Annotated in this window: 20 protein-coding genes; 6 read left to right on the top strand and 14 right to left on the bottom strand. The window is 63.1% G+C overall.

From position 1 onward, the window contains the following. From KBX18_RS00100 to KBX18_RS00090, 3 genes are read right to left on the bottom strand one after another with little or no spacing between them, the layout of a single operon-like run. Positions 1 to 702, bottom strand: coding sequence for a response regulator (locus KBX18_RS00100; protein ID WP_005286999.1), 702 nt, complete (start codon positions 700 to 702; stop codon positions 1 to 3). Next, on the bottom strand, positions 699 to 1,901 hold the full coding sequence (locus KBX18_RS00095) for an ATP-binding protein (protein WP_255994362.1): 1,203 nt from the start codon (positions 1,899 to 1,901) through the stop codon (positions 699 to 701). Before KBX18_RS00095 ends, KBX18_RS00100 begins: the two co-directional genes overlap by 4 nt. A 31-nt stretch (positions 1,902 to 1,932) precedes the next feature. Continuing rightward, entirely contained in the window at positions 1,933 to 2,679 is a 747-nt protein-coding gene (locus KBX18_RS00090; RefSeq protein ID WP_255994361.1) for a phosphoglyceromutase, read from the bottom strand. Positions 2,680 to 2,775: 96 nt separating this feature from the next. Here KBX18_RS00090 and KBX18_RS00085 point away from each other — a divergent pair, with 96 nt between their 5' ends. Beyond that, positions 2,776 to 4,035 carry a hypothetical protein gene (locus KBX18_RS00085; protein ID WP_050748768.1) on the top strand — a complete coding sequence of 420 codons (1,260 nt, stop codon included), beginning with the start codon at positions 2,776 to 2,778 and terminating at the stop codon, positions 4,033 to 4,035. A gap of 4 nt (positions 4,036 to 4,039) precedes the next feature. Here the strand turns inward: KBX18_RS00085 and mshA are convergent, their stop codons facing one another. Both mshA and KBX18_RS00075 read right to left on the bottom strand, forming a co-directional pair. Further along, positions 4,040 to 5,311 carry a D-inositol-3-phosphate glycosyltransferase gene (mshA, locus tag KBX18_RS00080; protein WP_255994360.1) on the bottom strand — a complete coding sequence of 424 codons (1,272 nt, stop codon included), beginning with the start codon at positions 5,309 to 5,311 and terminating at the stop codon, positions 4,040 to 4,042. 10 nt (positions 5,312 to 5,321) lie between these two features. Further along, positions 5,322 to 6,383, bottom strand: a complete 1,062-nt coding sequence (locus tag KBX18_RS00075) for a MinD/ParA family protein (protein ID WP_005287012.1) — start codon at positions 6,381 to 6,383, stop codon at positions 5,322 to 5,324. A 258-nt stretch (positions 6,384 to 6,641) separates the two neighbouring features. Between KBX18_RS00075 and KBX18_RS00070 the strand changes: the two genes are divergently transcribed. Continuing rightward, entirely contained in the window at positions 6,642 to 8,564 is a 1,923-nt protein-coding gene (locus KBX18_RS00070) for a long-chain-fatty-acid--CoA ligase (RefSeq protein WP_255994359.1), read from the top strand. A 234-nt stretch (positions 8,565 to 8,798) separates the two neighbouring features. On the opposite strand, the gene KBX18_RS00065 is transcribed toward KBX18_RS00070, so the two are convergent. Continuing rightward, a complete protein-coding gene (locus KBX18_RS00065) occupies positions 8,799 to 9,911 on the bottom strand; it encodes a UDP-N-acetylmuramate dehydrogenase (RefSeq protein ID WP_255994358.1) in 1,113 nt (370 codons plus the stop codon). Here KBX18_RS00065 and KBX18_RS00060 point away from each other — a divergent pair. The 3 genes from KBX18_RS00060 to KBX18_RS00050 all read left to right on the top strand — a co-directional run bounded on the left by KBX18_RS00060 (position 9,900) and on the right by KBX18_RS00050 (position 12,131). Continuing rightward, positions 9,900 to 10,391 (top strand): DUF2505 domain-containing protein, encoded by a 492-nt coding sequence (locus KBX18_RS00060; RefSeq protein WP_255994357.1) that lies wholly within the window; start codon positions 9,900 to 9,902, stop codon positions 10,389 to 10,391. The genes KBX18_RS00065 and KBX18_RS00060 overlap by 12 nt on opposite strands. Before the next feature lie 33 nt (positions 10,392 to 10,424). Beyond that, entirely contained in the window at positions 10,425 to 11,240 is an 816-nt protein-coding gene (locus KBX18_RS00055; RefSeq protein ID WP_005287023.1) for a class I SAM-dependent methyltransferase, read from the top strand. 84 nt (positions 11,241 to 11,324) lie between these two features. Continuing rightward, on the top strand, positions 11,325 to 12,131 hold the full coding sequence (locus KBX18_RS00050; protein WP_255994356.1) for an LmeA family phospholipid-binding protein: 807 nt from the start codon (positions 11,325 to 11,327) through the stop codon (positions 12,129 to 12,131). 16 nt (positions 12,132 to 12,147) lie between these two features. On the opposite strand, the gene KBX18_RS00045 is transcribed toward KBX18_RS00050, so the two are convergent. The 8 genes from KBX18_RS00045 to KBX18_RS00010 form a co-directional block, all read right to left on the bottom strand. Then, positions 12,148 to 12,765 carry a hypothetical protein gene (locus KBX18_RS00045; RefSeq protein WP_255994355.1) on the bottom strand — a complete coding sequence of 206 codons (618 nt, stop codon included), beginning with the start codon at positions 12,763 to 12,765 and terminating at the stop codon, positions 12,148 to 12,150. Further along, positions 12,762 to 13,085: a DUF2516 family protein gene (locus KBX18_RS00040; protein WP_005287032.1), complete on the bottom strand. Its 324-nt coding sequence runs from the start codon at positions 13,083 to 13,085 to the stop codon at positions 12,762 to 12,764. Before KBX18_RS00040 ends, KBX18_RS00045 begins: the two co-directional genes overlap by 4 nt. A gap of 20 nt (positions 13,086 to 13,105) precedes the next feature. Further along, a complete protein-coding gene (locus KBX18_RS00035; RefSeq protein WP_255994354.1) occupies positions 13,106 to 13,750 on the bottom strand; it encodes a CGLAU_01105 family protein in 645 nt (214 codons plus the stop codon). An 84-nt stretch (positions 13,751 to 13,834) separates the two neighbouring features. Beyond that, positions 13,835 to 15,148: a DUF445 domain-containing protein gene (locus KBX18_RS00030; protein ID WP_255994353.1), complete on the bottom strand. Its 1,314-nt coding sequence runs from the start codon at positions 15,146 to 15,148 to the stop codon at positions 13,835 to 13,837. Positions 15,149 to 15,215: 67 nt separating this feature from the next. After that, the gene (locus tag KBX18_RS00025; RefSeq protein ID WP_255994352.1) at positions 15,216 to 15,593 is read right to left on the bottom strand and encodes a hypothetical protein; all 378 of its coding nucleotides are present in this window, start codon (positions 15,591 to 15,593) and stop codon (positions 15,216 to 15,218) included. Between the two features lie 35 nt (positions 15,594 to 15,628). Further along, entirely contained in the window at positions 15,629 to 16,378 is a 750-nt protein-coding gene (locus KBX18_RS00020) for a succinate dehydrogenase/fumarate reductase iron-sulfur subunit (RefSeq protein ID WP_005287042.1), read from the bottom strand. Then, a complete protein-coding gene (locus KBX18_RS00015; RefSeq protein ID WP_255994351.1) occupies positions 16,378 to 18,555 on the bottom strand; it encodes a fumarate reductase/succinate dehydrogenase flavoprotein subunit in 2,178 nt (725 codons plus the stop codon). Before KBX18_RS00015 ends, KBX18_RS00020 begins: the two co-directional genes overlap by 1 nt. 21 nt (positions 18,556 to 18,576) lie before the next feature. After that, positions 18,577 to 19,335: a succinate dehydrogenase cytochrome b subunit gene (locus KBX18_RS00010; RefSeq protein WP_255994350.1), complete on the bottom strand. Its 759-nt coding sequence runs from the start codon at positions 19,333 to 19,335 to the stop codon at positions 18,577 to 18,579. A gap of 460 nt (positions 19,336 to 19,795) precedes the next feature. On the opposite strand from KBX18_RS00010, the gene KBX18_RS00005 reads away from it, so the two are divergent. Further along, the gene (locus KBX18_RS00005) at positions 19,796 to 20,278 is read left to right on the top strand and encodes an SRPBCC family protein (protein ID WP_255994349.1); all 483 of its coding nucleotides are present in this window, start codon (positions 19,796 to 19,798) and stop codon (positions 20,276 to 20,278) included. The last annotated feature ends 145 nt before the right edge of the window (positions 20,279 to 20,423 follow it).

The following is a 20,423-nucleotide window of genomic DNA, read 5'->3' as shown; positions in this document are numbered from 1 at the left end:
TCACGCTTCGAACTTGTAGCCCAACCCGCGGACAGTGATGAGCTGCTCCGGACGGGAGGGCTCTTGTTCGATCTTCGTGCGCAGGCGCTTGACGTGCACGTCGAGGGTCTTGGTGTCGCCGACGTAGTCCGAACCCCAGATGCGGTCGATGAGCTGACCGCGGGTGAGCACACGGCCAGCGTTGCGCATAAGGTACTCGAGCAGGTCGAATTCCTTCAATGGCATCGGAACAGGCTGGTCGTCGACGTAGACGGTGTGACGCTCGACGTCGAGACGCACGCGGCCGCCCTCGAGGATGTTCTCGCTGGACTCTTCCTCCCCCGGCGGGTCCGCAACATCGGAACGGCGTCGCAGCACGGCCCGGATGCGGGCGATCAGTTCGCGGGTGGAGTACGGCTTGGTCACATAGTCATCCGCACCGAGCTCGAGGCCGACGACTTTGTCGATTTCCGTATCGCGCGCGGTGACCATGATGATCGGCACATCGGAGGTGGCACGCAGCTTCTTGCACACGTCGGTCCCCGACATGCCCGGCAGCATCAGGTCGAGCAGAACCAAGTCGACATTATTGGCCTCGAACTGCGTCAGCGCGGCCTGGCCGTCCGGCGCGACAACCGCCTCAAAGCCTTCCTTGCGCAGAAGGTAGGCAAGCGGGTCTGCCAGCGATTCCTCATCCTCGACGATCAGGATGGTCGGTGTCATTGCTGCTCCTTATTGTCCAACTCGGCGATCTCTGTGGGAACGACCGTTGCACTCGACGGGTCCGGTTTGTGCACCGGCAACTCGATCGTGAACGTTGATCCCGTTCCCAAACGCGACCACAGCTTGATATTACCGCCATGGTTTGCCACGACGTGCTTGACGATGGCCAAACCGAGCCCCGTCCCGCCCGTCTGTCTCGACCGCGCCTTGTCCACGCGGAAGAAACGCTCGAACACACGCTTCTGGTCTTCCGGCGCGATACCAATGCCGCGGTCAGTGACGCGGATGAGCACCACCGAATCGCGGACGACTTTTTGGCTAACGCTGACTGGCTGACCTTTCGGCGAGTAATTGATCGCGTTTGTGATCAGGTTCGACAGAGCCGTGATCAACAGAGACTTGTCTGCCATGATCATTGTGTCGGTGCGTTCGCCGCGGTTGAGCTCGATCTCTTGGTTTTCGGCAGTGAGAAGGTTGCGTTCCATCGCTTCGTCGATGATCTCGTCGACGGTCACGGCGGCCATTTCCGGGAGCGCTTCAGCACCCTGCAGCTTGGACAGATTGATCAAGTCGGTGATCATTGCGCCCATGCGTTGAGCTTCCCCGACCAGTTTCTCACCGAAGTAGGTGACCATCTCCGGGTCGTTCGGGTCCTCCAGCAGAGCCTCGGCCAGCAACGACATGCCGCCGACGGGGGTTTTCAGCTCATGCGAGACGTTCGCCACGAAGTCTCGGCGGGCGGATTCCATGCGCACATTTTCAGACTCGTCCACCGAGTACACGATGATGTAGCTGTTCTCCGACAAAGTCAGCGGCTGCACCACCGCGCGCACGTTGTTCACGCGGGAGCCGGTCGAGCGGTGCTTGAGGTTCAATTCCAAGACGCGGGTCTCTGCGTCCTCAAACACTTGCTTGCCGACGCCCCACACCTCCGGGTTCAGCGTCCTGTCATGCACAATCGACATCTCGTGGGCGCGGCCGTTGGACAGGATGACATCGCCTTTTCTGCCCACGACAGTGACACCGGTCGGCGACCCCTGGATGACCAAGTGCAGGATCTGGCTGACTGTGCGGACTTGGTTGTCTGCGGGGTTGTCGCTGGTACGGGTACGCCCCCGCCAGCGGCGGAGCCACGTGGTTCCGCCGATCGCGAGGGCGACGACAATGCCTCCCGCAAGGAAGGCGAGAACGTAATTCACGTGTTAATTATCGCCCACTGCGTCATGCAGGCTACTTGTTGCCCTGGTTGGCCACGGCGGCCGCGCCAGCCTCAGCGCCCTCCGGGTCCAGGTAGGTACCGCCCGGGTTGGTTACTTGGCCGTTGTCATCGAACTCGTACACCAGCGGCATACCGGTGGGAATGTTCAGTCCGGCAATGTCCTCGTCGGAAATGTTGTCCAGGTACTTCACCAGCGCACGCAGGGAGTTACCGTGCGCTGCAACCATGACGTTCTTACCGTCCAGGACCTGCGGCAGGATGGAGTCGATGTAGTACGGCAGGAAGCGCTCGACGACATCCTTGAGGCACTCGGTGCGGGGAACCTCCGGCAGGAACGCGTAGCGCGGGTCGTCGGTCTGCGCGTACTCGTTGTCCGTGTCGATCTCCGGAGGCGGAGTGTCGTAAGAGCGGCGCCACTCCATGAACTGCTCCTCGCCGAACTCCTCACGGATCTCTGCCTTGTTCAGGCCCTGGAGCTTGCCGTAGTGGCGCTCGTTGAGGCGCCAGTTGCGGGTCACCGGGATCCAGTGACGGTCAGCCGCGTTCAGGGAAATGTTCGCGGTGCGAATCGCGCGACGCAGCAGGGAGGTGAACACGATGTCCGGCAGAATGCCTTTTTCCTTCATCAGCTTGCCGGCGTTGACTGCTTCAGTCTCGCCCTTTTCAGTCAGGTCAACATCAACCCAGCCTGTGAATTGGTTGGACTCGTTCCAGGTGCTCTGTCCGTGGCGTACAAGGATTAGCTTTCCGTTGCTCATAACCCCCAGCATGCCATTTTCTGGCTATTTTCGCTGGTCATTTTTCTCACAGGAAGTTAAGTAGAAATTCAGCCAGATGTGGCTTATGTTCTTCATGTGATTACTCGTCGTATTTTCTCTCCCGCCGTTGTGCTGGCTTTCGCGTTCAGCACTCTCACCCTCGCCACCGCCACTGAGGCAGCACCGCAGGCCCATGCTGACACGGGCGCTGCAGCTGCTCCCGGCGCGCCAATGCGCGTGCTGCCGTATGACCCCGAATTCCCGTTTGGCCCGGATGTCAGCGTCGAAGAAGCCACGGGCATGGATATGCCGCCGGAGGCATTCACTCTCGCCTGCAGCCAAGGCCCCATTGGCGATGTGCTTCTGCCTGATGGCACGACCCAGCGCATCATGGTGACCGCTGGCCACTGCGTCGTCGGTGACACCGAGACCGGCCTGCTGCTGGGCAGCGATGTCTACGCACCCACGCGCGACGGCTACGAACGCATCGGCGCAACCGGCATGGTTCATTTCCAAGGCGGGGCGCCGGTGAATCCCCTCGCGATCCCGGAAACGGCGATGACCACGGTTGACTGGGGCATCGTGGTGCTTGACGACGACACTGCCGTCGACGGTTCCGCCTCCTCCAAGGACAAGGCGAACCGCAACGGCTCCACCCCCGTGACGCTGACCGGTGTGCGCGACTACCGCACGCTGCGCCCGGGCGAGGTCTCCTTCGACAACTTCGGCCAGCCGATCTGTAAGGACGGAATGATCGGCGCCCGCAAGTGCGGTTACCAGCTGCTCTACACGGCAGACAACGTCTGGCACGTCTCGCTGGATTACAAGCACGGCGACTCGGGCGGGGTGAACTTTGACCCCTCCACCGGTCAGATCATTGGCGTGTCCTCCCTCGGCGTCGGCCCGCTGGGCACTGCGCAGCGCGCTGACCGTGCCATCGAGCTCGCCTACGACGTTCCGGACGGCCAGGTCAACGACTACTTCACCCCCGCTGCTCCGAACCAGCCGCGTGCAGAGTTCGTCTCCATGGACGAAGAAGACAACGCTGTCGACTCCTACATCCTGGAGAACAACCCGGATGTGGCCCCGGAGGATCTGGTTCCGCCCACCAACCAAGAGGTCTTCGGCATGGTGGTTGAGTCCGCTCAGCAGGATGCCGCTGTCATCGGCGCAGAGGCGCAGACGCTCGCCGCTGGCTCGGCCGTGGCTGTCGCCACCGGACAGGCAACGGTTCCGGAGGTTGCCTCCGCCGCCAATGAGTTCGCCACCGAGGTGGGAACGGCCGCCACGGCCTACGGCAATGCCCTGTCCAATGTCGGCTTCCAGTGGGCACTGGAGGAACTCGGTTACGAGTAAAGGGCTACTCCCCCGTGGCGTCCCTGTGATCCATGGGGGTGAACCCCTCTAGCACCTCGGCGTACACCTGCGAGAGTGCTTCGGCTGACGCCGCCCAACTGAACGCGGCAGCGCGTTTCACGGCGGCGGTGGCCATGGTGAGGCGGGTGGAGTCGTCGATAAGCAACTGCTCGAGCGCATCCGCCCACGCGTCGGGAGTGTGACCGTCGACAAGCACTCCCGTTTCCCCGTCTGCGACGGCCAGAGGCAGACCGCCCACCCGCGCCGCGACGACTGGCGTGCCCGCGGCCTGCGCCTCGATGGCGACAAGACCGAATGACTCGTTGTAGCTGGGCACCGCGACAATATCTGCGGCCTGGTAGATCTGGACGAGCTCTTCTGGCGGGCGCGGCCCCAAGAAGCGAACCTTGCGGCCAATGCCCAGCTTATGGGCCATCGCACGGTAGAAGTCGACCGATGAATCCGCACCCGACGCGCCACCGCACATGATGATGCGCACGTTGCGGTCCGGGTCGCGGTCGAACAATTCCGCAGCCGCCCGGATAAGCACCTGCGGCCCCTTGAACTCCTGCATGCGGCCCACGAACGCGATCACTTTGCTGTCCAACGGGATGCCCAGGTGGCGGCGGGCAAGCTCCGTGTTGCGGTTCGTGCCCGGCGTGAACAGGCGCGTGTCAGCGCCGGGGGTGACCACGCTGATCCGCTCAGGCTCGGCATCGTAATAGCGGACTAGCTGTTGGGTCTCGTCGGCAGTGTTGACCACGATGCAATCGGCGTTGTCCACGAGCTGCTGCTCGCAAATGCGGCGGGCCTCCGTCTCTGGGGAATCCGAGTCCGCCGCAGCTTCGCGCGCCGCGTTCTTCACCGCCGCCCACGTGTGACCAGTGTGGATCAGCGGCACCCCGGCAAGGTCACGCAACAGCCACCCCACCTGGCCGGAGAGCCAATAGTGGGAATGGATCAGGTCATAGGGACGGCCTTCCTGCCGGACAAACTGCATCACGCCACCGCCGAAGGCGGCGAGCTGGGTGGGCAGCTCTTCTTTGGCCAGACCCTCGTAAGGGCCGGCGACGACATTGACCACCCGCAAATTCTCGCTGACGCGCACCACCTCGCCCTGGCTGGGCCTCGTCGCACGGGTGAACATGTCCACCTCGGTGCCGCTTGCTGCGAGCTCGCGGGCGATGTTGAGAATGTAAACGTTCATCCCGCCAGCATCGCCGGACCCCGGCTGCTCCAGCGGGGAGGTGTGCATAGAGATCATGGCCACGCGCATGACCCGAAGTCTATCGCGCGTGCTTATGCCACTGCCCGAAGTCGCTGGCGACAGTAGCCGCGAGCTCGCGGTATGCCTGCATTGTCCGCGGGTGCAGGCGCGCAATGTCGACCACGGCACCTTCAGCAAGGTGCGGGTCATAAGGAATCACGTGCACGGCCCGGGTCCGCGCGCCGAAGTGCGCGACCACACTGTCCATGTTCACCGGCGACTTCGGCGTGGCCGACGACACCACAACGACCGCGTTGGCCGCGAGCCTGTCATAACCGTGCAGGTTGAGCCAGTCCAAAGTCGCCGAGGCGGACTGTGCGCCGTCGAGAGCCGGCGAGCTGACCAGGATCAACGTGTTGGCCAAATCCAACACGCCCGCCATGGCAGAGTGCATCAGCCCTGTCCCGCAGTCAGTGAGGATGAGGTTGTAGTGGTGCTGCAGGATGTCGACGGCACGGCGGTAGTCGTACTCGCTGAACGCCTCCGACACGGCCGGGTCGCGTTCGGAGCCAATGACTTCGAGGCGGGAAGCCCCTTGCGTGGTAAACCCGCGGACGTGCGCGTACCGCGACGTGTCTGAGGCCGCGAGTAGATCGCGGATCGTCGCTGGGCCCGGCGCGGCGACGCGTTGGGCCAAGGTGCCGAAGTCCGGGTTCGCGTCAATGGCGATCACCCTGTCACCGCGCGATTCCGCCAATACCGACCCCAACGCGACCGTCGTTGTCGTTTTGCCCACCCCGCCCTTGAGCGACATCACCGCGATCCGATAATCACCGCGTAAAGGCGTGCGCATGGCTTCCTCTAACGTCGCGGCCGCCAATTCTTTGCGAGAGGCACCGGGATTGATCCGTCCACCCGAGGCACCATGGACGAGCTTGCGCCACCCTTTCGCCGGGGGTGCTTTGACGCCGCGCACGACGTTTGCCTGGTCGAGGCTCTGCGGCGCTCGCTTGTGGCTTTCAGCATGCTTATCGACGGACCCCTGCCCCGCCTCAGCTCGCACCTCCGGCTGCGGGACGGGCCCATCCGGCACCCACTCCCCCAGCCCGGTGTTGGCGTACTTCTGGTACAGATCGGTCATCTCAATTCCCCCCCCGATGATCCCCTGAAAGTGCGGAAACGCCCGAAAGGTTTCCCGATTCATTGCGAGTGTACCGCCGACGGGCATGTTTCGCCCGGTTACCCTGCCGCCGGCAAGACTGCACCTGGCGGGCAGCGACATTCAGACAACTGGCAGCAAGGTGACAAAGATCATAAATATTCCGTCGAAACTGTCGAATCACAACTACACTTAGGCAAAGTAAATCAATCGCTGATCACGTTTGGAGGGCAGACAGCCATGTCGGCATACGAAGAAAAAGCCTGGTTATCCAGCTACGCGGAGTGGACCCCGCACGAGGTGGAGCTGGGCAACGACACCATCTTGGACATCTACGACGCCACGCTGGCAAAGAAGTCCTACAAGAACGCGCTGTGGTTCTTCGGCAAGACCACGACTTACGCAGAGCTGGACAAGCAGGTCCGCAGCGCGGCCGCCGGCCTGAAGGCCTTCGGTGTCCGTCCGGGCGACCGCGTTGCTTTGGTCATGCCCAACTGCCCCGAGTTCGTCATCTCCTTCATCGCTGTTTTGAAGCTCGGCGCATCCGTGGTCGCCCACAACCCGCTCTACACCGAGCACGAGCTGCGCGTCCAGTTCAACGACCACGGCGCACGCGTGGCCATCATGTGGGACAAGGCTGCCGGCAACCTGGGCGGCCTGCGCAAGGACACTCCACTGGAGACCATCGTCTCCGTCGACATGACCAAGTCCATGCCGAAGTACATGGAGCTGGCCCTGAAATACGTGCCGCTGAAGAAGCTGCGCGAGTCCCGTAAGAAGCTCTCCGGCCCGGCCCCCGACACTATTCCGTTCGAAACCCTGCTGTCGTCCGCGATCGGCGGTGAAGGCCACGACCTGCAAAACCCGGACATCGACCAGGACACGACCGCAGTCATCCTCTACACCTCCGGCACCACCGGCGAACCCAAGGGTGCGCAGATCACCCACGGCAACTTCAACCACCAGATGAAGGCCGGCAAGGCCTGGGTGCAGGACCTGGGCAAGGAAGACGAGAAGATCCTGGCTGTCCTGCCGCTCTTCCACGTCTACGGTCTCGCCCTCAACCTCGGCCTGGGCATGATGGTTGGCGGTGAAATCATCCTGCTGCCCGCTCCGGAGCCGGACCTGATCCAGGACGCGCTGAAGAAGAACCCTCCGACTTGGATGCCGGGCGTTCCCACCCTGTACCAGCGCATCGGCCAGTCTGCACTGGAGGGCGGCAAGAAGCTGACCTCGATCCGCAACTCCTTCTCCGGGGCTTCCACCCTGCCGGTCACCACCGTGGAGACGTGGGAGAAGGTCACCGGCGGCAACCTGGTTGAAGGTTACGGCCTGACTGAGACCTCTCCGATTGTCACTGCCAACCCGATGGACGGCTCGCGCCGCCCAGGCTACGTCGGCGTGCCGTTCCCGAACACCATCGTGCGCATTGTCAACCCGGACAACCCGACCGAGGTCATGCCCGATGGCGAAGCCGGTGAACTCGTGGTCAAGGGCCCGCAGGTCATGAAGGGCTACCTGAACAAGCCCGAAGCCACCGAGAAGGCCTTCGCCGACGGTTACTTCCGCACCGGCGACATGGGTGTCATGGAGGAAGACGGCTGGATCCGCCTGGTCTCCCGTATCAAGGAGATGATCATCACCGGTGGCTTCAACGTCTACCCGGACGAGGTTGAAAACGTCATGCGTGAACACCGCGACATCGAGGACATCGCCGTCGTCGGTCGCCCGCGCGAGGACGGCTCCGAGGACGTCGTCGCCTGCGTCACCCTTGCAGAAGGCGCCGCTCTCGACCCGCAGGGCCTGCAGGACTACGCCCGTGAGCGCCTCACCCCGTACAAGGTGCCGCGCACCTTCTACCACTTCGAGGAACTCAACCGCGATATGACCGGCAAGATCCGCCGCCGCGAGGTCCAGCAGTCACTACTCGACCGCCTCAACGCCGGCACCGCCGCCGACGGCAAAAACTCCGACGGCAAGCCAGAGCAGCCCACCGAGGAAGAGATCCAGAAGGGCGAGAAGGAAAACAACTGGTCCGTCGAGCAGGCCCCCGAAGGCAACGAGGTTCAGGCTGAGCAGGCTGGCCAGGCCGAACAGGGCGACCAGGGTGGGGAAGCCGACGACAACGCCGGACGTCACCGCCTCAACGAGCCCGAGAACTAGTCGCTCACAGAAACCCGGCCAGGTCGAACCATTCAGGTTCCGCACGTGGCCGGGTTTTCGCATGCGCACGTGGGGCCGCACGGGTATTGGCGCGAGCATCCGCGCGGTTGCGCAAAACTTTACATGCGCTTTAGCTTATGGTTTCAAAGCGCCTGGTAGGGGTTTTCTATCGCTCTACCAATACAATCGAAATGTCAACTTTTGCGCAGCTCGGACCACGAGCGAGCTAGCGCGCTAATCGATGGACACGCCGATCCAGACCGGCTCCGGCTCGAGTGTCACGCCGAACTTGTCCTGCACACCCGCGCGGATGGTGCGGGCCAGGGCGACAATGTCGTCGGCGGTAGCGGTGCCGCGGTTGGTCAGCGCGAGAGTGTGCTTGGTGGACAGCCGGGCGGGAGCGTTGGGATCGGCGTCGCCGGGGAAGCCACGGGGGAAGCCGGCGCGCTCGATAATCCAGGCGGCGGAGAGCTTCACGGCCCCATCAGGGTGTTCCCCAGACGCGGGCACCGGGTAGCGGGGCATGGTGTCGCCTTCACCCGGCGCGACGTCATTGACCAGCGCGGCAACCCGGTCCGCAACAGCCGGGGTCACAATCGGGTTGGTAAAGAAGGACCCGGCGGACCAGGTGTCGTGGTCTGCGGGGTCGAGGACCATGCCTTTGGAGGCGCGGACGCGGAGGATCTCTGCGCGGGCGTCGGCAAGCGGGAGGCGCTCACCACCCAGGTGGCGCAGCGGGATGGAGAGTTCGGACGGCTCGAGCTGCATCTCGATCTCCAGGACAACGGCACGGCCTGTGAATTTCAGGTTGGAGTAGCGGTACGCCAGGTCGAGCGAGCTGGCGGAGACCCACTCGTCTTCACCGGTTTCGCGGTTGTACAGGCGCACACGGGTAAGCACGTCGGAGACCTCGGCACCGTACGCACCGACATTCTGCACCGGGGTCGCACCGGCGGACCCGGGGATTCCCGACAACGTCTCGATGCCGGACAGCCCGGCCGCGACAGTTTGCGCGACCACGTCGTCCCACACTGCCCCGGCCCCGGCGCGGACCAGGCCCGGCACACCGTCTGCATTGACAGTCACGTCGTCGTTCGCCACGAGCACTACGTCAAGGTTCAGATCGCCCTCGGCGACGACGAGGTTCGAGCCACCGCCGACGATGATGAGGGGGGTGGTGGAAGCGTCGAGAAGCGAGACTGTGCGTGCGAGCTCATCTGCTGTTTCCGCGCGGTGCACCGCGCGTGGCACGCCGCCGACGCGCAGCGTGGTGAGATCCTTGAAGCTCAGGGGCGCTAATGATTCAGACACGTGAACAACGGTAGTCTGTATCCCATGGCAACTCATAGCGAAAACACTGTGACCATTAACCAGCCGGCTGAGAAGGTGCACAAGGCACTGTCAACGCGCGAGTACTGGGATTACATTGCGCAGCACCTCTCCCCTGAGCCGGGCGAGGTCGCCGAGTTCACTGACAACTCGGTCACCCTGTACGAGGTTCTGCCCACCACCGTCCTGCCGGAGGCCGTGCAGTCCATGGTTTCTCAGGCCCTGAAGGTCAAGCGTGTGGTCAACATCGGCGCGCTTGAGGGTGAGAACGCAGATGTCTCCTACACCGCGGACGTGAAGGGCACACCGGTTGACTTCGGCGGCTCCATTAAGCTTGCCGGCTCTGGTGACACCACCACCCTGAGCTACGACAACGAAGTCTCCGTGAACATCCCTTTCATGGGCCCGGCTATTGAGCCGAAGGTCGGCGAGGCGCTCGGCGACCTGTTCAGCCAGGAAGGCGAGCTCACCGACAAGTGGATTTCTGAGAACCTGTAGTTTCGCACGCTCGCGAACGAGACACCCCTAGAAATGGCCGACCACGCCCATAATCTGCGCGCGCAGACTGGGCATGGTCGGCCTTTTGGCGTGATCACCCGCGGCACCACCGGGTATAACCGCCTGCGCCGCTCCGACAGGTGGACGCGCTACCACCCGCAGGTCCAGTCACTGTTGCGCGCGGAGCCTGCGCCTGTGCTTATCGACGTCGGCTACGGCGCCTCCCACACCACCACCGTCGAATGGGCCCGCTGGATGCGCCAGATCAACCCTTCTGCCCGCGTCATCGGGCTCGAGATCGACCCGGATCGGGTGCTTCCGCCCCGCGACGGCGTGACCTTCGAACTCGGCGGGTTTGAACTGGCCGGTTACCAACCCCACTTAGTCCGGGCGTTCAACGTGCTGCGCCAGTACGACGTCGCGGATGTGGAGGCGGCCTGGGCATCCGTCTGCGGGCGGCTTGCCCCGGGCGGGCTGTTCATCGAGGGCACGTGCGACGAGTTGGGTCGCCGTGCGGCGTGGGTGCTGCTCAGCGCGACTGGACCGGAGTCGTTGACGTTGGCGTGGGACCCGGAGGACGTCGATAAGCCGAGCGACGTCGCCGAACGCCTGCCGAAGGTGCTCATCCACCGCAATGTCCCCGGTGAACCCATTCATGCGCTGCTCTCGGCCGCAGACGCTGCCTGGGAGCGCTCCTCCGGGTGGGCGCCGCACGGCCCGCGCGTCCGCTGGCGGGAGGCACGCGCGCTTTTGCTTGCCGACGGCTGGCCCCTCGACCCCATCCGCCGCCGCATCCGCGACAACACTCTCACGGTGGGGTGGGACATCGTCGCGCCAAGTAACCAGTAATCTTGGGGTGTACAGCCACTTCACAGCGGATTCCTCCGGTGGCATGTTGGCAAACGGCATAGAACTCAACCAGAATGGCTTTCCATGACACGCAATTACCCTGCGGGCCCGGCTGGCTCCAGAGGCTCCACCGGGAAAGGCTGGAAAATCGCCTTCGGCATCATTGCCGTCATCTTGGTGCTGTTCTTCATCGCTGAACTAGCGCTGCGCTGGTTCATCACCGATCAGATCAAGACCAGCCTGCGGGAAAGTGCGCCCGAAAGCGTCGCCGCCCAACAAGACGCCGAGGTCCACTTCGGCGCCATGCCCGTTGTCTTCGGGCTGGTGCAGGGCAAACTCCACCAGATAAATATCGACGTTCCGTCCACGCTCACGCCGGATAGCAACGCCATTGTGGGCAACCCGCCGGCGACTATCAACGCCACCGGCTTCGTCCTCGACTCCGAGGATCCGAGTGCGGACGAACTCACCTTGTCCACCGAAGTACCCAAAGCACTCGTCCGCGACATGCTCCAAAAAGAGCTGGGTAATGCGCTGGAGGAATCCAACGAAGGCCGGTTCGCCGAGTACAACGAGATCCTCACCGTCTCCGACGTGGACACCAACCCCGCCGACGGAACCTTCAACATCACGTTCTCCAACGGCGCGTTCGGGGTCGAGCTCCGCCCGGAGATCGTCGATAACCAACTCTCCTTCACGGCCGTGTCCACCCAGATTCTCGGCCGGAACCTACCGGACTTCTTCTCCGAGGCAGTCAGTGCCGCGCTCCAAAGCGGCATCAACGACCAGGTGGCCGGACCGCTGGAATTCCGCGAGTTCTCCGTCATCGACAACGGGTTCAGCATCGTTGTCTACGGCCACAACGTGCACCTCAACGAATTGGCGGTGTAGCCCGCGCGCAACGCAGCTACACGAATACGCGCGCAGCGCCTGCCAGCAGCAGGTCCAGCGCAGCGTCCAACGTGGGGATGGTGCCGTAAAAGGCTGACTCGCACGCGAGCCCATTCAGCGCAGGCGGCTCGCTTGAGTCGCTTGAGTCCCCCAGTTCCACCGCGAGGAGATCGACTCCCCCATGCTGGGCCACGGCGTCTAGCTGAGTGATGGCGTCCACCCCCACTGCGGCGGGGCACGTCACTCCGAGGCGGGCGCGGGAATCCACGACCTGGCGCACGGCAATGATGTCTGCAAGCACGGCGTTCAAACCTTTTACCGAACTCACCAGCGCGTCGTCGACTGACAACCAGACCTCGGTCGCCCCTTCATCTACGGCAAGGCGCGCCTCGGCGGCTTTGATCAGGCTGTGGTGGCGGCCCGTCGGCCACCCGATGAGAGCGATGACGCCGCCCGTTCCGCCGCCGGTGCTGGTGTCGTGCTTCGCAGCCTGGGCGGTGACGCCGGTGGGTTCGACGATGTGGCCGGCGCGTGCGACGTCGATAAGCGACGCGAACTGTTCATCGCTGACCCCACCGCGGTGAACGCGGTTGCGGCCGACGCGCGGGGCGAGCCAGGTGAGATCGTCGGTCACCAGCTGTAATTCCCGCCGATAATGTTCTTCAGGTGCGGACGGACATCAAAGAAGTACAAACCGATGAACACGCAGCCAATCAGGCCGATGAATGCCCTACCGCTCAAACACGCAAGCGAGCTGACCAGCAAGATGCCTACCCACGCGACCTTCGGCATGCGGTCGCCTGCCGGGAATGCGTCCGAACGGGTCAGGCCCGCCATGACTGCCCCCGCAATGCCCGCCAGACCCACAATCAGCATGAGGACGCTGCGGAGCAAAGCTGGCGACAGCATGATCCATCCCTCAAGCGGCATGTTCTGGAGGTTGAGAAGCGTCATAGCGTTCAGGCCGAACCTTTCTAGCGGTTGTCAGTTTCGTCGGGGTTGTTACCGTCGGTCGGGTCGTGCTCCACAATATCGGAGGCGTTGTCGCCGCCGTTGAACGTGTTGCTCACTCGGGCGATCACTTCCTCCAGGCGGCTGCGCAGATCGGCCACAGTGCCTTCGACATCCACGTCAGACTCTTCGGCGCGGCTGCGGACCTGCCCGACAGCGGTGTTGAAGGTCTCGCGGATCTCATCGAGAGCGGAGCCGAAAGCGGCCTTGGTCTGATTCGCCTCATCGGACTCGCGGGCAGTGTCCACGGCGCGGGTAACGCTGCCAGCGAAGTCGCGGAAAATGGACTCTGCATCCGAGGCGAACGAGGTGGTTGCGGCGCGGAAGTCACGGTCGTTGGCTGCGCCCTGGTAAGCCTCGCGGGCGTTGGCGATAGCTGCCTTGAACTGCTCCGTAAGGCCCGAGTGGGCGTGGGTGAGCTCCTCATCCACAGCGTGGTGGGCACCGGTGTCCACGTCAGCATCACGGTCCGCGCGGAAGTTGCTGCTGAACTCGCCCGCAAGGTCCCCCAAGCGGGACCACGCGTTGAGCGAGGCATCGCCCACGCCGCGCAGAGCGTTCATGAAGTTGTCGTCGTTAGCAGGGCCGTTCGGGGTTGCGTTGGTCATGGCAGAGGTCTCCAGAATCGTAGAACGTGATCGGCAGGTGTGTGCCTCTCAGTCTAGACAGCCCGGCGGCAAACAACCGGGGGGCTAGAACAGCAACTGCGACACCGTGTAGATGACCAGGCCAGCCAGGGCACCGACGATCGTGCCGTTGACGCGGATGAACTGCAGGTCTTTGCCCACCATCAGCTCGATCTTGTCGGCAGCCTCACGGCCGTCCCAGCGCTCAATGGTGTCGGAGATGATCGCCGTGATGTCGCTGGCGTAATTGTCCGCGATGAACCGGGACGCACCCTCGATCCGTGCGTCCAAGTCTGCACGCAGCTGCGGGTCGGTGGTGATGCGAGTGCCCCATTCCCGCGCCAGTTCGGTGATGCGCCGCCGCAGGAGGGAGGAAGGGTCGGTGGAAGCGTCGATAAGCGATTGCGACGCTGAGGCCCAGATTCCGCTCGCCGCTGACTGCACGGCGTTGGACCCCATGATGTCGGCTTTGATGTCCTCGACCCGCGTGATCATCTTCGGGTCGGACTGCAGATCCTGCGCGAACTGCGAAATCGTGCGGCGGACGGCGCGGCGCGCCTCATGCTGGGGGTTGGTGTCAATCTCCCACATGAAGTCCTGCAGCTCGCGGTACACGCGCTCACCGACGAGGTCTTTGGCGAATTTCGGGGCCCAACGCGGCATGCGCTCGTCAATCATGGTGACCACGGATTCCTCCATGGTGTTCACCTTGTTGCGGCCCCAGGAGATGATCTCCTCCACAATCGGCTCGACCTTGCCGTCCGCGATCAGCCCATCGAGCGCCCGGCCCAGCGGCGGCCCCCACGCAGGCTCCGCCACCCGGTCGATGAACTGGTGGTTGATCAGCGCTTCCGCGTCTTCCGGATCGATTGCCGCGACCGCGCTCGCCGTGAAGCGGCCGACCTGCTCCGATGCCTTCTCGGCATTCTCCGGCTGCGCAAGCCATGCACCGACCTTCTCCGGAATGTTGGCTTCGGAGACTTTCTCCGTGATCAGCTGCGCGTTGAGAAAGTTCTCGCCGACGAATTCACTCAGGGCCCCGCCGATCTGGTCCTTTTTCTTGGGAACCAGCGCCGTGTGCGGAATCGGAATGCCCATCGGGTAGCGGAACAGCGCCGTGACAGCGAACCAGTCCGCCAGGCCGCCGACCATGCCGGCCTCCGCGGCCGCGCGAACGTACCCCACCCAGGCGGGCGCGTGATGCACGTCGTGCTCAATCCACCACGTGCACGCCAGGAAGATCACTGCGGCCAGGACCAGCAGGCCCGTCACCCACGTCTTGTGCATCCGCAACGAGCGGCGACGCTCCGCCTCAACTTCCGGCGATGGGCCCGGGACCTCCAGCGGCGCGCGGGTGTGCGCAAGTTCGTGGTTTGTCATGAGTTGATTAAAGCGCAAAAAACCTCCCGCACGAAGCGGGAGGCACTTGCTTAACGACGATCACCGCCTAGTTAAGACGGCCCGTCTCCTTCCGGTAGGCCTTGTAGTCGCTGCGGCCGGAAACGATCGCGATGATCGCACCGATCAGCGTGACAGCCGTGAACACCCCACCCACGATGAAAAGCGTGTTGGTGATGTCCGGGCTTGCACCGTGGCCCCACAGGTGCGTTCCAGCACCGTAGATCAGGGTGCCAATGCCAGCCAGAGAAGCCAGCATCAGCCCCATGCCCACCCAGGTGCGGGTCTTCATCAGGGAGGAGTGCGGCGCACCGAGGGAAACCGGCTCATACCCGTCCAGGTAGCCCGAATGAAGGGATTGGCCGTACTCCGGGAAACTCTCGGAGGCGATGTCCGCAACGGGTGCGGGACCTGCGTGTCCGCTCATCGTTTCGTCTCTCTTTCTAGAAGGTGACTTCTACTTTAGTCGTCCTTGCCGCGGAAGGCGGCGCGTGCGCGCTCCTTGTTGATGGCACCGACAGCCTCGAGCGGGATGCCTGCCGGGCAGACGTCCGCGCACTCGCCGAAGAGGGTGCAGTGGCCGAAGTTGGTCTCCAGCTCGTCCACCATCTGGCGGGCGCGCTTGCCACGCTCCTCCTTGCCCAGCGGCAGGAGCTTGAGGTGGTTCAGCTTCGCGCCGGTGAACAGGTGCGCAGCACCGTTCGGGCAGGCAGCCACACATGCGCCGCAACCGATGCAGGCGGCGAAGTCGAGCGCCTTCTCAGCGGTCTGGTGGTTGACGTGCAACGTGTCAGCGTCCGGTGCAGTACCAGCCTGGATGGACACGTAGCCGCCCTGCTCCATCACGCGGTCCAGCGCGGAGCGGTCCACGGTGAGGTCCTTGATCACCGGGAAAGCAGCCGAGCGGAACGGCTCGATCTTCAGGGTGTCGCCGTCCTTGTAGTTCCACAGGCGCTGCAGGCAAGCCGTGGTGTTCTGGCCGGCACCGTGGGGGCGGCCATTGACCGACAGGCCACAGGTGCCGCAAATGCCCTCGCGGCAATCGGAGGCGAAGGTGAAGGGTTCTTCACCGGCCTCGACGCGGGCGTTGTTGACGTGGTCCAGCAGCTCCAGGATGGACATCTGCTCCACAGCGTCGTCGACCTGGACGGTCTCGAAGTTTCCCTCGGTGTCGGGTCCGGCCTGACGCCAGATCTCAAGTGTCAGTTTCATTACTTGTAGTTCCTTGTCATCAGCGGGATCGAGTCGAAGTACAGGGGTTCTGCGTGGCGGATGAACTGCTCATCGCCGGCGGGCTCCCAGGCGGAGACGAAGCACCAGTTCTCATCGTCGCGCTCTGCCTCGCCGTCCTCGGAGAGGTGGTCCTCGCGGTAGTGGGCACCACAGGACTCATCGCGGTCGAGAGCGTCGATGATCATCAGCTCACCCAGGTTGATGTAGTCCGCCACACGGATGGCGTTCTCCAGCGTCTGGTTCATGTCCATCGCGTCACCCGGGATGTTCACGTTCGCCCAGAACTCGCGACGCAGCTCGCGCACGCGCTCCAGGCCCTTCTCCATGTTCTCCACGTTGCGGGCAACACCGCAAGACTCGTAGAGAATAGCGCCGAGCTGCTCGTGGTAGAAGTCCGGGCCGTGCGGCTCCTCACCCTCGACGGTCATCAGACGGTTGACCAGGTCCTGGGCGCGGGTCACAGCTGCGGTGACCTCCTCAGCCTCGAGTTCCAGAACCGGCTCGTTGAGGTGGCCGGCCAGGAAGTTCGGGATGCAGAACGGGAGGGTGAACCAGCCGTCCACGGATGCGGACAGAAGCGAGTTCGCACCCAGGCGGTTAGCACCGTGGTATGTCCAGGAGCACTCGCCGGCAGCGAAGAGACCGTCGATGGAGGTCATTTCGTTGAAGTCGGTCCACAGGCCGCCCATGGTGAAGTGAACGGTCGGGGCGATGAGCATCGGGGACTCGTACGGGTCATCACCGACGGAGTCGTAGTACATCTCGAACAGGTTCGAGTAACGCTCCTTGATGGTGTCCTTACCCAGGCGCTCGATGGCGTCGGTGAAGTCAAGGTACGCAGCGTTGTTCAGCGCACCGACACCGCGGCCAGCGTTGATCTCCTGGGAGATGGCACGCGATGCGACGTCGCGGGGCACAAGGTTACCGAAGGCCGGGTAGCGGCGCTCCAGGAAGTAGTCGCGCTCCTCCTCCGGGATGTCCTTCGGGTCGCGGTCGTCGTCTTCTTCCTTCGGGACCCAGATGCGGCCGTCGTTACGCAGCGACTCGGACATCAGAGTCGTCTTCGCCTGCCACTTCGCGTTGACCGGAAGGCCCGTCGGGTGGAACTGCACGAACGCCGGCGACGCCATGTAAGCGCCGTGCTCGTAGGCACGCATGATGGCGGAAGCGTTGGAGTTCTTCGCCAGCGTGGTCTTGTGGTACACGTTGCCGTAACCACCGGTAGCCAGAATGACGGCGTGGCCGGTGAACGGGACAATCTCACCCGTGATCAGGTTGCGGGTGACAATGCCCTCGCAGCGCTTCTTTCCGTCCTTCTCCGTGATGATGTAGTCGAGCAGGTCGTTGTGGGTGAAGATTTCCACGTTGCCCAGGTGGATCTGACGCTGCAGGGCAGATGCCGTGGACAGCTGAAGCTGCTGACCTGTTTGGCCACGGGTGTAGTAGGTGCGGGACACCTGGACACCACCGAAGGAACGAGTCGCCAGGGCGCCGCCGTACTCGCGGGCGAACGGAGCACCGATGGCGTTCATGTGGTCGATGACGCGGACGGACTCAACCGCCAGGCGCCAGCAGTCGGACTCGCGGCAGCGGTAGTCGCCGCCCTTGACGGTGTCCTTGGTGTGGCGGTACGCGCCGTCGTTATCCATCTTCTTACCGCGGGCAGAGTTCACACCACCCTGTGCAGCGATGGAGTGCGCGCGGCGCGGTGCGTCGTGGTACGTGAAGTTCTTCACGTTGTAGCCCAGCTCACCCAGTGCAGCTGCAGCTGCACCGCCGGACAGGCCGGTGCCCACCACGATGACGGTGAACTTGCGGCGGTTGAGCGGAGAGACCATCTCCATGTGGTCCTTCTGGTAAGCCCACATATCGCGCATCGGCACGCCCTTGGGCTCGTTGTTCTCCAGAATGTTGCCCGGGGTCACGCCTGCAGCCTTGGACTGCGGGTTGGTGAAGTCCTTGTTCGCGTCCTTCTCCGCAGCCGGGGTGGTGGTGTCAGCGCCCTCAGCCTCAGCCGGGCGGTCGACGGTTGCCTGCGCGCTGGCGGGCTTGACGATCTTCTCGCCCTGTTCGCCAAGGCCCTTACCCGTGTTGTGGGGCTCCGCTTGCGGGTCTTTGGGCTTGTCGGCGCCCGCCGCGTTGTGTGCAGTAGTCATTTCAGATTCCTCCAGCGTTTCCTAGTGCACGATTCCAAATGCAATGGACAGCGGCATAGCGATGTTGGCAAGCACCACAATCGCCGGGATCCAGTAAGCCAGGACGATCATGATCGCGTGGCCGCGCTTACCCAGCCAGCCCAGGTCAGACACAGCCAGGTACACACCGTGGGTGAGGTGCATGAACAGCGCGAGCATGGCCACAACGTAGAACAAAGTGACCGGCCAGCGTGCGGGCGCGAATGTGGCCAGCATGTTGTTCTTCACAGCGCCGTATTCGAACGCGTCCGACGCAACGACCTCACCGAACGTCATGTCCAACAGGTGGAAAATGATGAACAGCAGAAGAATCACACCGGTGATCAGCATCCAGCGCGCAGCGGTGGACTGGATTCCGCCCATCAGATTCGTGCGGCGGAACTTACCGCGAGATTGGCGCGAGCGGGCGTTCAGCGCGAACGCACCCCAAATGTGCAGGAACAAGCAGGCCAGAAGCACAATGCGAATAATCCACAGGAAGGACTCGCCCGGGAAGAGCGGGTTTCCGATTGTGCGCAAGAAGTGGCCGTATTCATCGATAGCCGGCACATCGCCGTGGTCCGGCATGAAGATCTTGAGGTTACCGACCATGTGGCCGATGACGAACAAGAAGAAAATCAGGCCGGTCACGGCCATGATGAGCTTGAGTGCCCAGGTAGGCACTCCTGGCCGCTCACGCAGCGGCTCTTCGGTAATTTTGCCGTGACGAATTGCGTCGCGGTCTGCATTTTGAACAGTCATGGCACCTCCAGTGTCGATTTAACTTTACGGTTCCCTGCAGCCTTCTCACTACTTAGTGGTTTCTTAGATCTTCAGTCACCCCCGCCCGCGATCGCAGTCGCGGTCGCTGCATGTGGGCCTGAGCACATTCGCTTATCGACGTCTCCCCCTCCCCGCCCGGCGACCCCACCACGTCACCGCGATACACAGTGGTTTCGCCATCCCGGGCACGCAACCGTTACATGTGCCTCTTTACCAACGTTCCAATCCACCCTTAAGTTGTGACGTGTGACACTCAAGGCAGGGATAAGCGATTACCCCCACTGGGTCCACCCCGAAGGGTGTCATCCTTTCGTTGGTTGCTTGGCCCTAATTGTTCCCTTGCTGGCAGATTCCGCGATAGCCCACGGTCACCCGGCCCCGCCGGGGCCTCAATCCCAGCACAACCCCACCCCCGAATGTTTTCGGTACCGTGGGTGCCATGACTGAGACGAATTCCGCAACACGCGTTATTGACGCTTCCGCAAGCGAGATCTTCGACATCCTCTCCAATCCCGCACGCCACCCAGAGACCGATAACTCCGGCATGGTGGTCTCCCTCGACCAGGGCGACCGTATCCAGGCTGTGGGCGACACCTTCACCATGAACATGACCAAGGAGGACGGCGACTACCAGACCCGTAACGAGGTCTTCGCCTTCCAGGAGAACAAGGTCATCGGCTGGCAGAACGTGGAAAACACCACCGCCGAGGTCAAGGTGGGCGCCAAGTGGCTCTACGAGCTCGAACCCGAGGGCTCCGACTCCACCCGCGTTACCCTTACGTACGATCGCTCCGAAATCGAGCTGGACAATGTCCGCAAGATGTCCGAGGAGAACTTCACCGACGACGTCATGGAGGAGTCCCTCTCTGCCCTTGCAGCTGCAGTCGATGGCACCGATAACCCGACTCAGAAGTCTTCCTAGGACCTAGCCAGCTCCACCGCTATTTAGCACCGGCAGCAAAAGTGCCCAGGTAGAGCATTACCCGGGCAGGGTTAAGTAGCAAAATGTGTGTCTGGTCGGCGTGTCGCGGGTTGGGCACACTTTCTGTTATTTGAGGGGCCCTTTT

Source organism: Corynebacterium sp. CCUG 69979 (genome assembly GCF_024454095.1).
In the GTDB taxonomy this organism is placed as follows: domain Bacteria; phylum Actinomycetota; class Actinomycetes; order Mycobacteriales; family Mycobacteriaceae; genus Corynebacterium; species Corynebacterium genitalium.
This window is presented reverse-complemented; position numbering and strand designations above follow the sequence as displayed.

Coding starts and splice junctions, on each gene's coding strand:
- KBX18_RS00030 (WP_255994353.1), bottom strand. CDS start 15,148: ATGACAAACCACGAACTTGCGCACACCCGCGCGCCGCTGGAGGTCCCG.
- KBX18_RS00100 (WP_005286999.1), bottom strand. CDS start 702: ATGACACCGACCATCCTGATCGTCGAGGATGAGGAATCGCTGGCAGAC.
- KBX18_RS00065 (WP_255994358.1), bottom strand. CDS start 9,911: ATGAGTTGCCATGGGATACAGACTACCGTTGTTCACGTGTCTGAATCA.
- KBX18_RS00025 (WP_255994352.1), bottom strand. CDS start 15,593: ATGAGCGGACACGCAGGTCCCGCACCCGTTGCGGACATCGCCTCCGAG.
- KBX18_RS00060 (WP_255994357.1), top strand. CDS start 9,900: ATGGCAACTCATAGCGAAAACACTGTGACCATTAACCAGCCGGCTGAG.
- KBX18_RS00010 (WP_255994350.1), bottom strand. CDS start 19,335: ATGACTGTTCAAAATGCAGACCGCGACGCAATTCGTCACGGCAAAATT.
- mshA (WP_255994360.1), bottom strand. CDS start 5,311: ATGCGCGTGGCCATGATCTCTATGCACACCTCCCCGCTGGAGCAGCCG.
- KBX18_RS00015 (WP_255994351.1), bottom strand. CDS start 18,555: ATGACTACTGCACACAACGCGGCGGGCGCCGACAAGCCCAAAGACCCG.
- KBX18_RS00055 (WP_005287023.1), top strand. CDS start 10,425: ATGGCCGACCACGCCCATAATCTGCGCGCGCAGACTGGGCATGGTCGG.
- KBX18_RS00005 (WP_255994349.1), top strand. CDS start 19,796: ATGACTGAGACGAATTCCGCAACACGCGTTATTGACGCTTCCGCAAGC.
- KBX18_RS00090 (WP_255994361.1), bottom strand. CDS start 2,679: ATGAGCAACGGAAAGCTAATCCTTGTACGCCACGGACAGAGCACCTGG.
- KBX18_RS00020 (WP_005287042.1), bottom strand. CDS start 16,378: ATGAAACTGACACTTGAGATCTGGCGTCAGGCCGGACCCGACACCGAG.
- KBX18_RS00035 (WP_255994354.1), bottom strand. CDS start 13,750: ATGACCAACGCAACCCCGAACGGCCCTGCTAACGACGACAACTTCATG.
- KBX18_RS00075 (WP_005287012.1), bottom strand. CDS start 6,383: ATGACCGATCTGTACCAGAAGTACGCCAACACCGGGCTGGGGGAGTGG.
- KBX18_RS00040 (WP_005287032.1), bottom strand. CDS start 13,085: ATGACGCTTCTCAACCTCCAGAACATGCCGCTTGAGGGATGGATCATG.
- KBX18_RS00070 (WP_255994359.1), top strand. CDS start 6,642: ATGTCGGCATACGAAGAAAAAGCCTGGTTATCCAGCTACGCGGAGTGG.
- KBX18_RS00050 (WP_255994356.1), top strand. CDS start 11,325: ATGACACGCAATTACCCTGCGGGCCCGGCTGGCTCCAGAGGCTCCACC.